A 12,927-nucleotide genomic window follows, 5' to 3' on the forward strand; every position below is an offset into this window, starting at 1 on the left:
TGGTTTCTGAGGGTGTGGCGTTAGCGGCTCAAAGGGCCTTTTTTATTTCAGCCTCTGCACCGAAGCCCTGGCCTTCACGCGCTCGAAATGGGCTGCCACGCGCGGGAATTCGGCAATGTCCACGCCGTCGCCCTTGAGCCAGCCGGCCACGGTGTAGAGATAGCCGTCGGCCACGGTGAACTGCTCGCCCATCACCCAGGTCTTGTCGCCCAGATAGTGCTGCTCGATCACGGCAAAGCAGTCGCGCATGTTCTGGGGCACCTTGGCGCGCATGGCGGCCTGGGCGGCCTCGTCGTCGGCCCAGCGCGAGGCACGCGGACGGTGGGCGTGGGCGATGTGCGCGGTCGATGCCAGATAGGCATTGAACTCCTGCATCTGCGCCAGCGCAAAAGGGTCATCCAGCGGCGCCAGTCGGGCCTGCGGATGGGTCTGCGCCACATACAGCAGCAGCGCGGGAGTCTCGGTCAGCACGCCACGTTCCGTGGCCAGCGCGGGCACTCTGCCCTTGGGGTTGATGCTCAGGTATTCGGGGCTGCGCTGCTCGTTGTCGGCAAAGCTCAGTGTCTTGAGCGTGAACTGGGCATCGGCCTCATAAAGCGCAATCAGTACGGCCTGCGCGCAGGTGCCAGCTGCGTAGTAAAGCGTGGTTTGGCTTGCCAAAATCGTTCTCCCGTGGATGGTGATGTGCCTGTGCAGTGTAGGCTGCTGCGCAGCCCGCTCAATCCCATGAGCCGGGTCTGCTCATAGCAATGACGCAAGGCAGACATCGACATCTCATGGCAGCATCGCGCTTCTCCCAGAAGAGCCCCACCCGAAATGAAATCCTCCATCCGCATTGTTGACGTCGACCGCCTGGAAACCTGGAGCAAGTACAAGGCCGGCATGTGTGACAGCTGCGCGGCCAATTGCTGCACCATGCCGCTGGAGGTACGCCTGCCGGATCTGGTGCGCCTGGAGCTGGTGGACCCGTTCGAGGTCGAAAATATCGAGCCCAAGCTGATTGCCAGGCGGCTGCTGAAGATGCGCCTGATCGACCACTTCAACCCCAAGCACGAGATCTTCACCATGGCCCGCCGGGCAGGCGGAGACTGCAATTTTCTGGACAAGAACACGCGCCGCTGCACGGTCTATGAAAAGCGCCCGGAAACCTGCAGACTGCATCCCAAGAAAGGGCCCAAACCGGGGTTCTGCGCCTACGGCAACAAGGCTCTTTCGCAGATCTGAAAGCGTCGCGGTAGCGCTTCAGACATCGGCCACGGCAGGCAGCCAGATGCGCGCCACCAGGCCCGGATTGGCGTTGTGAAAACTGAGCTTGCCGCCATGCAGCTGGACAATGGCCAGCACGCTGGCCAGGCCCAGTCCGTAGCCTGGGCGATCCGATTCTGCGCGATAGAAACGGGTGGTCATTTTCTCCAGAGTCTGAGGATCTGCGCCCGGTCCCTGGTCCTGCACGGTGATCTCCACCCCCCATGCACCATCGCTGCCCTGCTCCTGCGCTGGAGCCGCACGCAGCAGCACGTCAGCGCCATGAACATCATCGGATGATGCTCCGTATTTGATAGCGTTATCAACAAGATTGGAGACGGCGCTGGCCAACAAGTCACCATCGCCCAGGGCCTGAACACCTTGCTGCACATCCAGCCTGAGAATGCCGCCGGCGTCTTCCACCAGCGGCTCGTAGAAGTCCACCACATCGACCAGCAAGGCCTGCAGATCAACCGGCGCAAAGCTCTTGCGACTGGCTCCGCTTTCCACTTCGGCAATCTGCAAAAGCTTCTCGAACACCACACCGAGTTCAGCGACTTCTTCGGCCACCAGCGCCAGCGTGGCGGACTGCATTTCGGGGCTGGCCTGCTGCGCGTTGCGCAGGCGCAGCAGGATGCGCGTCAGCGGCGTTCTGAGGTTGTGCGCAATGCTGTTGGAGACATGACGTATGCCTTCCATCAACTGCTCGAGCCGATCGAGCATGGCGTTGATATCGCGGTTGAGCAGCGTGAATTCATCGCCGCGCTGATCGACCGGAATGCGCTGTCGCAAATCGCCCGCCGCAACGCGCGACATGGTGTTGCGAATGGCTGCCGCGCGCTCATCCACCACACGCCTGAAGACCATGGCACCGATCAGGGCCATGATGCAGGCCGCGACGGCCGCCAGCAAGCTGGCCTGACCGAACAGCTCCTCCATGTCGCGCTGCAGCTGCATGTCGCTGCCTACGGCCAGCAGATTGCCATTGGGCATTTCAACCACGGCAACCCGGCCCACCATCAGCCGCCCGTTGCGCTTCACGGTCAGCTCGCGCACGCCCATGATGCTGAGCTTGCGCGGAGGATAAACCTCGGCATTGCTGACAATGGTCTCGCCCTGCGGGTTCATGAGAATGAGGATTTCCGTGTCGGTATTCACACCGTCACGAATGGTCTGCAGTATCTCGCTTTCCAGCGCTCCGGGGCCGTATTTGGCCGAGTGCTCGGTCAGTCTGCGCACATGGTTTTCAGCCTGCTTGTCGAGCCTCACCCGCACCACGCCCACGGTCTGCACATAGAAGACGGCCAGCACAATGGCCATGGTCAGAACCAGGAGGCCGCCATAGCTGAGTGCCAGCCTGAAGGCCAGCGAACTCCAGGGTCTGGAGCGCATCATCAGACCACCTCGGGCAGGTCTTGCGGCTGGTCCGAAAGGCTGTATCCCACACCGCGCACGGTATGAATGAGAGGCGTGGCAAAGCCTTTGTCCACCTTGCTGCGCAGGCGGCTGATGTGCACGTCGATCACATTGGTCTGCGGATCGAAGCGGTAATCCCAGACCGACTCCAGCAGCATGGTGCGCGTGACGATCTGGTGCGCGTGCTGCATGAGGAACGCCAGCAGGCGGAACTCGCGCGGCTGCAGCGACAGCGGCTGGCCGGCGCGCTCGGCGCTGCGCGAAATCAGGTTGACGCGCAGATCGGCCACCTGCATCTCGCGCGTGGGAGCCGGGATCTGGGCGCGGCGCACCAGGGCTTCGAGCCTTGCCGAAAGCTCGGAAAATGCAAAGGGCTTGGTCAGATAGTCATCGCAGCCGGCCTTGAGCCCGCGCACTCTCTCGTCCGTGGCAGACAAGGCACTCAGCACCAGCACCGGCGTCTGTTTTCCCATGGAGCGCAGTGTCTGCAGAATCTGCAGCCCGTCAAAGCCATTGGGCAACATGCGGTCGAGGATGATGACATCCCAGTTCTCGCCAACGGCCTGTGCAATGCCTTGCACGCCGTCACCGCAGACGCTGACATGCGCGCCTTGCTGGCGCAACCCTTCAGCGATGTAACGCGCGTTGAGCGCATCGTCTTCGATGATGAGGTAGCGGTACATGCTGAGTCTGTCTCTGGCCGTTGGTGGACAGACACTATAAGCCGTTGCCTCCACCTTCGCAGCCGAAGACGCAGCGGCATCAGGAGGTGGTACAGGGGTTTGTGCCATCTCCCTCGCCTCGCTCAAGGCTGCACCTGTGGCAGATCGCCGCTGGCCAGACGCACTTCCCACTCCGCATCCAGCATGTCCTTGACCAGCTCCAGATGCTCCAGCCTGTGCTCGGTGATCGAGCCCAGCGCATCGATCAGCTCCAGAATCGTGCCCTTGCCCAGCTTGTAGGCGTCTTGTGCCATCTGGTGCAGCGGCGCAATCTGCGCCAGCCCTTCCTTCTCGTAGTCGCGCACGGCCGTTCGGCGCAGCGACAGTTGCTGCAGGGCGCGCTGCAGCTCGGACTGGGCGGCAAGCACAGCCGCATCGCGGCGCAGCTCGGCCTGATCGGCCTCGACCTTGGCGCGCTCGATAGGGCCTTGACGGCGGTCGAACAGCGGGATCTCCACGCTCACGCCCACCTGGTTGAAACTGCCATCCACGCTGTTGCGAATGCGGGCCAGACCAAAGGATGGCGTGGGCAATGCTTCACGCTGCTCCAGCTTGATTTTCTGGCGCGACCTGTCGAGCTCGGCCTGCGCGGCACGCAGACTCGGCAACTGGGTCTGCGCCTGGTTCCACAGCTGCTCGTAGCTGGCTGCCTTGCGAATGTCAGTAGCCTGCAGGCTGCCTTCCACACGCACCTGCCATTGCGGCAAGGCCGCAATGCTGGCCACGCGTGATGCAGCATCCCGCAAGGCGGCCTGAGCCTTGCTGACCTGCATGCTCATCTGGGCCTGTTGCAGGTTAAGGCGCGCGCCGTCATAGCGGCTGCGCGTGCCTGCTTCGATCTGGCCCTTGACGATGTTGCCGGCCTTCTCCAGCTCATCACGGGCAGCCAACCACACCTGATAGCGCTGCTGGGCCACCAGCAGCTCATTGAAGGCATGGGCTGCATCGCTCATGGTGACGGCGACTGCGACATCGGCATTGGCCGCAGCGGCCTTCTCGCCCAGCCTGGCGTTCTCGATGCGCATGCCGCGCTGGCCGAAGATGGGGATGGCCTGCTCCACACCCCATTCCTTTTCTCCGCGCTTGCTGGAGTAGTGCATGGCGGGATTGGGGATGGTGGCAGCCGTTTTGCTGTCTGCCTTTGCCAGATCCAGCTGCATGCGATCTGCCGCCAGATTGGGCTGGTTCTGCACGACGATGCGCAGATATTCCTGCAGGGTCACAGGCTGTGCAGGGGCCGCCAGACGGCCCGCTGCAGCATTGCTCTGTGCTGCTGCATCCATAGCCTCGGCAGCATGGCCTATGCCGCTGAAAGCACCGCAGCACAGTGCTGCGGCCATGGCCAGAGAGTGCCACTTATTCATCTTGAGCGCTTTCATCACGTTCTTCCTGCGTCAACATGTTCTTGGGGCCCAGCAAGGCATACAGCACGGGCAGCAGCACCAGCGCCACCAGTGGCAGCACCACCATGCCGCCAACGATGACCGAGGCAAAGGGGCGCTGGGTTTCGCTACCCACGCCGGTAGACAGAGCCATGGGCAGCAGGCCCAGCAGCGCCAGCAAAGCCACCAAAATGATGGAGCGCATGCGCTCGGCTGCACCTTCGATCAGCGCCTGCATCAAGGGCATGCCCTGGCGGCGCAAATCCTCGACCGCAGAGACCACCAGCAAGCCCGCCAAGGCAACCTGACCCAGCAAGGCGATAAAGCCGATGGCCGCGCTGATGGACAGCTCGATGTGTGCCAGATGCAAAGCTGCGATGCCGCCCACCATGGCGAACGGCGCGCACAGCAGGATGATGCCGGCGCTGCGGGCCTGGCCCAGCGCACCGAACAACAGGGCATAGACGATGACCAGAGACAGCGGCACCACCACCTTCAGGCGTGCAGCCGCACGCTGCTGGTTCTCCCACTCGCCGCCCCAGACGGCCTGGTAGCCTTCGGGCAGCTTCACGTTCTGCTTGAAGGTGGCCAGCGTGTCCTTCACTACCGAGCCGATATCGCGGCCTTCCACGTTGAACTTGAGCGCCATATAGCGCGCATTGCCTTCGCGGAAGATGGAGGAGTTGCCGATCTTCATGCTGACCGTACCTACCGATCCAAGGGGAACCGAACCACCATCGGGCAGCGGTATGGCGATGTTGCGAATGCGCTCCTCGTCCATGCGGTCCACATAGGGCAGACGCACGCGCACCGGTACGGGGAATTCACCCTCCCACAGAGTGGTGGCCACATTGCCTGCCAGGGCCACTTCCAGCGTCTTTTGCGCGTCTTCCATGGCGATGCCCTGGCGCGCCAGCGCCTGGCGATCGAACTGCACATGTACCTGCGGTGCCGGAGCATCGCGATACAGATCCAGGTCAACCACTCCGTCGATGCCTTTCACCAGCGACTTGGTCTGCTGAAGAATGCCGCGCAGGGTGGGAATATCGGGGCCGAACAGCTTGAGTACCACCTGGCCGCGCGCCCCCGATGTGGACTCTTCCACGCTGTCGCGAATGGGCTGTGCAAAGTTGAAGGCCACGCCGGGAATTTCACCCAGCGTCGCACGCATTTCCTCGATCAGCGCGGGCTTGGTCAAGCCCTTGCGCCAATCGCCATGGGGCTTGAGGCGCACCAGCACCTTGGCCAGATTGAGCGTCTCGTTGTCGGTTCCCGATTCGGGGCGTCCCTGCTCCGTGGTGACGGTGATCACCTCGGGGAAGACCTTGAGACGCAGACGCACATCGCGCAGCACTTCCTGGCCTTTTTCCAGCGAGATGGAGGCAGGCATCTGCACCAGCACATAAGCATCGCCCTCATCGAGCTCGGGCAGGAACTCGGTGCCCAGCCATTTGGCTGAAACCCCGGCCACCACCAGCACGCTCACAAACACGGCAATCACGGCCGTGCGGCGCTTGGCTGCGCCCAGCACCTTGGCGATCCAGTGCTGGTAGCCATGATGCGCGCGGTCGAAGATCTTGGGCTCTTCCACCATCACATGCTTGGGCTTGAGCATCAGGGCACACAGCGCGGGCACCAGCCCCATGGCAAACACCAGCGCACCCAGCAGGGCAAAGCTGTAGGTCATGGCCAGCGGGCGGAAGATGCGGCCTTCGATGCTCTGCAGCGAGAACACGGGAATCAGCGCCGCAATCACGATGGCCATGGCGAACAGCGTGGGCTTGGCCACGGCAACGGCTGAATCCACAATGATGTGGCGCATGTCGTTCGCCGTCTGCGGCTTGCGCTGGCGTGCATTGCGGATGATGTTCTCGGCCAGCACCACGGCACCGTCCACCATGATGCCGAAGTCGATGGCTCCCATGGAGATCAGATTGGCGGGCATGCCCAGCCAGTGCAGGCCGATGAAGGCCACCAGCAGCGACAGCGGAATCACGGTGGCCACGATCAGCGAGCCACGCAGGCTGCGCAGGAACAGCCACAGCACGGCCACGATCAGCGTGGCCCCGAACAGCAGGTTGTGCTGCACGGTCTTGAGCGTATGGCCCACCAGATCGGAGCGGTCATAGTTGGTGACCATGTGCATGCCTTCAGGCAGGCCGCCACTGTTGAGCTCATCGACCTTGGCATGAATGTCATCGAGCACGATGGAAGGGTTGGCGCCGCGCTTGAGCAGCACAATGCCCTGCACCACATCGTTCTGGTCGTCCATGCCCACCGAGCCCTGACGCGGCGTATGCGACTGCGCGACACGCGCCACGTCACCGATGGTCACGGGAGCCTTGCCACGCATGGCAACGACCACATCCTGAATCTCCTGCGGATTGCGCAACAGGCCGATACCGCGAATGATGAAGGACTGTTCGCCGCGGCGCATCAGACCACCGCCGACGTTGCGGTTGGACTTGGAAAGTGCATCGCTCACATCGTCCAGAGACAGGCCCAGGCTGTAGAGCTTCTCGGGGTCCACTTCAACGTGGAACTCCTTGACGAAGCCGCCAATGCTCACCACGTCGGCCACGCCCTGCACCTGCTTGAGCACGCGCACCACATGCCATTCCTGCTCGGTGCGCAGCTGCGCCAGGGTGTGCCTGTCGCTTTGCAGGCGATAGTAGAAAATCTTGCCCAGCGGCGTGTAGTCAGGCGCCATTTCAGGCGTCACGCCGTTGGGCAGATCTGCCTGCGGCAGACGCTGCGAAACCTCGGCGCGCGCGGTGAAACTTTTCGCGTCGTCGTTGAAGACCAGGTTGATCATGGAGAGGCCGAAATAGCTCTCCGAGCGCAGCGATATCAGACCCGGCGTGCCGTTGAGCTCACGCTCCAGCGGCTGGGTGATCTGGCGCTCCACTTCTTCAGGAGCCAGCCCCGGTGCCTGGGTGATCACGCCGACCTGCACATTGGTCACGTCAGGATAGGCTTCGATGGCCGTCTGCAGATAGGCGTAGACGCCATAGATGGCAATCGCCAGCGTGGCGCACAGCGCCAGCAGCCGGCGATGGACGACAAATGCAATAAATGAACGCAGCATGGTTCAGACTCCTGCCGGGACTACAGCAGCTGACTGGCCGCGCCGTCGAGCAGCAGGCCACCACGCACCACGATCTTCTCACCGACCTTGAGGCCGCTGATCACCGGCACCATGCCGCGCGATGGACGCCCCAGCGTCACCACGCGTGCCTCGAACTGGTTGTTCTCATGCTGCACATAGACCACGCTGCGGCTCTCATCCTTGATGAGCACGGCAGTGACGGGAATCAGCATCTCCTGCAGATTCGACAACTGCACGCCCACCTTGGCCTGCATGCCGGGACGCAGCACCGGGTTCTGTTCGCTCAGCTCCACCACCACGGCAGCGCGGCGCGATTCCTTGTCCAGCGTAGCCCCCAGATGACGGACCGTGCCCTTGATCGGCTTGGGCAGCTGCGGTACCTCGACCTGTACGGAACTGCCCAGGCGAATGCCGGGCAGATCGGACTCGAATACCTCTGCGACCACATTCATGGCCTGGGGGTCGCCAATCATGAACAGCGCCGCTCCCGGCTCGGCAGCGGTACCCACCACGGCCTTGCGCTCGGCCACGATGCCGGCACGCGGTGCGCGCAGCTCGATCCGATCGCCACCACCGGAGCCCAGCAGCGCTGCCGTGCCCTGTGCACGACCAAGCTCCTGCGAGGTTTCACGCAGCTTGGCCTGCGCGGCACGCAGATCGACTTCCACGCCCACGCCTTTGTCCACCATAGTCTGCTGGCGCTGGGCTTCCACCACAGCCACGTCGTGTGCGGTCTTGGCCGCAGCCACGTCATAGCGGGTGCGCAGTGCATCGGGGCTGACCAGCGTCGCCAGCAAATCACCGGCCTTGACCATATCGCCCACATGCGCATTGACAGCCACGACACGCGCCGATAACGGCACTGCAACCGAAGCCACACGATCCTCGACAAATGCCACGTGCGCAGGAGCCCAGGCCATCTGCACCCCTTGCGGATCAGCCACAGGCGCGATCTCCAGCATCTTCACGGATTCCGGCTTGACCTGAATAAAGCCTTTGGGCAGCTGCGCAACCGGTTTCTTCGCTTCCTCGGTGGCCTTGGAGGCATCACAGCCACCCAACAGACCCGCCACGGCAATGGCCGCAGCCACCACCGGCAGTCTTGCCCATGTCCAGTTTGGTAAATGTGCCGCTCCCGGCAGTCCCACAAGGCTTTTGTTCATCGTTCACCCTTTTCCATGACTGGCAAGTGACGAGCTGGTCCACGGCTTCACTTGCAGTGATGCCACCATGCTAGGAACAGCCCCCAGCTGCGTGGATGACACACGCATTACGGTTTGGTAAGACCAAACACAGAAGAAGCACGACCAGAGAACAGCCCGGCCAGGGTTGAACAGGGAAATCAGCCTTCAGGCTCGACGAATTGCCCGTTTTCCAGGCAATTCATTGACAGCATCTGTCCATTGCTTAAAAAACAGGCAATTTTCATGTATTTTTTCATACATGAGTATTAAAAGTAGCCAAAAATCGTCGCCGAAGCCAAGGCCACGCTTTATCTCTGAGTTCCTCAGAAAACACGATCAATCCCTTGATAAGCAATGGATATCTACTATCAAAAGTAGAGCTTTGAAGTTATCCACGCAGTGGATAGATTGCGCCCCTCCCTACTCCGCATCCCGGATTTCAACAGAAATGACCGCTCTGGCATACAAACCAGCGGCATGACCGTCATCAGTGGAAAATTCAGAGCCTGCATGCCTTCAGGAGCAGATCCGTCTAACCTGTGGATAAACCGAGAACTCTATACCCTGCAAGAGCGATACAAGCCATGGACAAACTTACTCACAGCGCTTGAAAACTATGCAGATCCCGAAAAATCTCAGCAGTATCGAAATCTAGAAAAAGCTTTTTATTCATAAAAATTTAACAACCATATCCACAGACATGAATACATGGTTGTCTCCAGGATATGTACAGGCCAATTATCGGATCTCTCTGTGGATAAGTTTCTTGGTAACTACCATGGACGGAATCCACAACTACAATGAACAAGTCACATACAAGTGGTGGAAAAGTTTCATTGAAACCGCCCACTGGATACAAGCGCAGAACATACAAACTCCCCTGTTTTGTATGCCGTATCACATAAGAAATTCAATCTTATTTGATACATATCTCTGTACGAATACTTATAAAACGCCAAAGCACAGCGTCTTTGCGTCTCAAAAAACGCTGAAATGCATGAAAAAAAGTGGGCTGAAGAGGCCCTGAATTCCTTTGATGCCGTGGTCGGGGCCATGCCGGGGTTTCGCAGTCGTGATGGACAGCGAAAAATGGCGGCCCAGATCGCGCAAACGCTGAGCCAGGCCCAGCTCGGAAAAGTCGATGAAGGCGAACCGGAACCGCGTCGTGCCATCGCTGTCGTGCAAGCCGGAACCGGGGTCGGAAAATCGCTGGCCTACAGCATTCCGGCCATTCGCATGGCGCTGTCACGCGGCACGCGCGTGCTGATCTCCACAGCCACGGTGGCGCTGCAGGAACAGCTGGTGAACAAGGATTTGCCGGCCCTGGCGCAAAAGCTGGACCAGCCATTCAAATTCGCACTGGCCAAGGGGCGTGGCCGCTTTGTCTGCAAACTCAAGCTGGAACGTCTGGCGAGCACGGGGGAAGCACAGGACGAGATGGACGATCTGTTTGGCGATGAGCAGGGCCAGACCAAGTTCAGCCGTCCTCAGCATGAACTGCAGGCCCGCATGCAGTTCTACAAATCCATGGCCGATGCGCTGGCCACGGAGGCCTGGAACGGCGACCGCGATTCGCTGGAGACCCCGCCGGAGGCCGAGGCCTGGAGCCCCGTGGCAGCCGAGTCCTCTTCATGCACCGGAAAGCACTGCCCGGCCTTCGGCAGCTGCGTCTATTACGAGCGCCGCAAAGACCTGGTGGCGGCGCAAGTCATTGTCGCCAATCATGATTTGCTGCTTTCATCGCTGGGCTCTAAGCTGCTGCCCGAGCTGGACAACTGTCTGCTGGTGCTCGATGAAGCCCACCACCTGCCCTCCACGGCTCTGGACCAGTTTGCCGGCGAGATGGATCTGAGCCGCCTGGGCTGGATCGACAAGCTGGCCAGCCGTGCGCTGCGCGTGAACCAGGTCGCCGAAGTCGAGGAACTGGCCGACGTACCCAAGCATGCGGGTCAGCTGCGCCAGCAGATGCAGGAGCTGGCGCGACTGGTCATGGAGCACTACGGAGAGACTCTCAAATCGCAGAAAGACAGCTATGGGCCAGCCAGGGTACGGGCACCCCGCGGAATGCTGCCAGAGGCCCTTCTGGAGCCTCTGGGACAGATTGCGCACCATGCCGACGGCTTTCTGGATGCGCTGCGTGCCGTCTCCAAGGCTCTGCGTGCCGAAATCAAGGAACAACCCGAGGAAGCACAGCGCCTGTCCACCGTCTATGCGCAGGTAGGTGCCCTGGCGCCCAGGCTGGAAGCCATTTTCAACACCACGCAATTGCTGCTGCAGAACAACGAGAGCGATGGCGACGGCAAGATGGTGCCCCATGCCAAGTGGTTCACGCTGGAGATGGACGGCGAGTTCATCGTGGTCAAGGCCCATGCCAGCCCCATACAGCCCGGCTCCACCCTGCGCCAGCACCTGTGGTCGCAGGTACGCGGTGCTGTGCTGACATCCGCCACGCTGACCAGCTGCGGCCACTTCGACTTCTTTCTGCGCGAAGCGGGGCTGGCCAATGACGATTCCGTCACCACGCTGGAAGTGCCCAGCCCATTCGACTATGCGCGCCAGGGCACGCTGGTGGCCCGTGAAACGGCCTCAGACCCGCGCGAAGCCGCCCGCTTTACCGAGGAGATGGTCGAGGCCCTGCTGAACGATCTGAGCCGCATAGAGGCCGGCGCACTGGTCCTGTTCACATCCCGCGACCAGATGCGCCAGGCCGTGGATGCGCTTTCCACCAGCATGCGCAACCAGGTGCTGGTGCAGACCGCCCTGCCCCGCCAGACTCTGCTGGCACGCCATCGTGAGGCCGTGGCGATGGGCGAGCCCTCCATCATCTTCGGCATGCAGTCCTTTGGCGAAGGACTGGACCTGCCCGGAGCGCTCTGCGAGTCCCTGTTCATCACCAAGCTGCCCTTTGCTCCGCCCGATGACCCTGTTGGCGAGGCAAGAGCCGAATGGCTGCGCAGCAGCGGCCGCAACCCCTTCAACGAGCTGGTGGTGCCGGCCACGGCCATTCGCCTGGCCCAGTGGGTAGGCCGCGCCATCCGGACCGAGGAAGACCAGGCCCATGTGTACTGCTATGACCGCCGCCTGACGGGCACCAGCTACGGCCAATTGCTCATCAAGGGCCTGCCGCCCTTCACGCTGCAACGGCGCCCGGTTTCAATGCCTTGAAGTCCTGAGCGAAGCGCGCCTTTCACACTGCTGATCCAAGGCCGTTTCGCTGCTCTTTTGCGCCATTCCTGAGGCAGGTTTTCAGCGCTCCAGGCCTTCGCAGCATGGCTCTTTTCTGCACTGCTGCAGCGCCCTTCCTGCGCACGTTCATTCAGTCCCGGCGCACTCCGCGCAGTTGTAATTTTTCTAACAGTTGCCGGGCAATGCGAGACAGCATCCAGTCTTGCAGGACTGGCAACCCGCAAGGTCTTGCCCGAAGTGGCGCAGCCGGGCAGGTGCGCTGCAGACCCCATGGTTGTTGAGCAACTCCGGATTTCAGACCTGTCGGTGTTGGCGGGTGCCGCACTTTCCCAGTGCTTGCCATATCTGGTCCGGGTCTTGCTCCACCGACAAGCGAAAAGTTCTTTTAAAACAACGATCTATAGATCATTGAATTTTTTTGAATGAGTAGAGCGCAATCATGGCTGATATCGATTGCACGCACTTCTGACCAGTTTCCCCCAGCTGTTCATAACATTCTGTGGATAACACTCGCTTCAAAGACTCTTCAATGGGAATTTATCCCCACCTCCTGTCATTGAGGAGGCGCATCTTACGCCAATTTTTCGAGATCTGGCGCGTCAATTTTCCCAAAGCCCTTTTTTTCTGAACTTCCCTCTGAATCAAAGGGATTGGAGCGCCTGATCAGCTGCAGTTTTGCATGG

Annotated in this window: 8 protein-coding genes; 2 read left to right on the forward strand and 6 right to left on the reverse strand. The window is 61.0% G+C overall.

Annotated features, from left to right (window positions below; all coding sequences use genetic code 11):
- Positions 1 to 42: 42 nt before the first annotated feature.
- On the reverse strand, positions 43 to 660 hold the full coding sequence (locus AAIL67_RS06875) for a glutathione S-transferase family protein (protein WP_343483648.1): 618 nt from the start codon (positions 658 to 660) through the stop codon (positions 43 to 45).
- A gap of 156 nt (positions 661 to 816) precedes the next feature.
- Here AAIL67_RS06875 and AAIL67_RS06880 point away from each other — a divergent pair, with 156 nt between their 5' ends.
- On the forward strand, positions 817 to 1,224 hold the full coding sequence (locus AAIL67_RS06880; RefSeq protein ID WP_291594405.1) for a YkgJ family cysteine cluster protein: 408 nt from the start codon (positions 817 to 819) through the stop codon (positions 1,222 to 1,224).
- Between the two features lie 18 nt (positions 1,225 to 1,242).
- On the opposite strand, the gene AAIL67_RS06885 is transcribed toward AAIL67_RS06880, so the two are convergent.
- The 5 genes from AAIL67_RS06885 to AAIL67_RS06905 all read right to left on the reverse strand — a co-directional run bounded on the left by AAIL67_RS06885 (position 1,243) and on the right by AAIL67_RS06905 (position 9,037).
- Entirely contained in the window at positions 1,243 to 2,640 is a 1,398-nt protein-coding gene (locus tag AAIL67_RS06885; protein WP_343483649.1) for a HAMP domain-containing sensor histidine kinase, read from the reverse strand.
- Positions 2,640 to 3,344 (reverse strand): response regulator transcription factor, encoded by a 705-nt coding sequence (locus AAIL67_RS06890; RefSeq protein ID WP_003065317.1) that lies wholly within the window; start codon positions 3,342 to 3,344, stop codon positions 2,640 to 2,642. The genes AAIL67_RS06885 and AAIL67_RS06890 overlap by 1 nt, the downstream gene beginning before the upstream one ends.
- A 122-nt stretch (positions 3,345 to 3,466) precedes the next feature.
- Positions 3,467 to 4,762, reverse strand: coding sequence for a TolC family protein (locus tag AAIL67_RS06895; RefSeq protein WP_034351142.1), 1,296 nt, complete (start codon positions 4,760 to 4,762; stop codon positions 3,467 to 3,469).
- Entirely contained in the window at positions 4,740 to 7,853 is a 3,114-nt protein-coding gene (locus tag AAIL67_RS06900) for a CusA/CzcA family heavy metal efflux RND transporter (RefSeq protein WP_012836546.1), read from the reverse strand. Before AAIL67_RS06900 ends, AAIL67_RS06895 begins: the two co-directional genes overlap by 23 nt.
- 20 nt (positions 7,854 to 7,873) lie before the next feature.
- Complete coding sequence (locus tag AAIL67_RS06905) at positions 7,874 to 9,037, reverse strand: efflux RND transporter periplasmic adaptor subunit (RefSeq protein WP_034347924.1); 1,164 nt, start codon at positions 9,035 to 9,037, stop codon at positions 7,874 to 7,876.
- A 1,014-nt stretch (positions 9,038 to 10,051) separates the two neighbouring features.
- Here AAIL67_RS06905 and dinG point away from each other — a divergent pair.
- A complete protein-coding gene (gene dinG / locus AAIL67_RS06910) occupies positions 10,052 to 12,223 on the forward strand; it encodes an ATP-dependent DNA helicase DinG (RefSeq protein WP_343483650.1) in 2,172 nt (723 codons plus the stop codon).
- Positions 12,224 to 12,927: the final 704 nt, after the last annotated feature.

Source organism: Comamonas sp. A7-5 (assembly GCF_039581385.1).
Classification (GTDB): Bacteria; Pseudomonadota; Gammaproteobacteria; order Burkholderiales; family Burkholderiaceae_C; genus Comamonas; species Comamonas thiooxydans.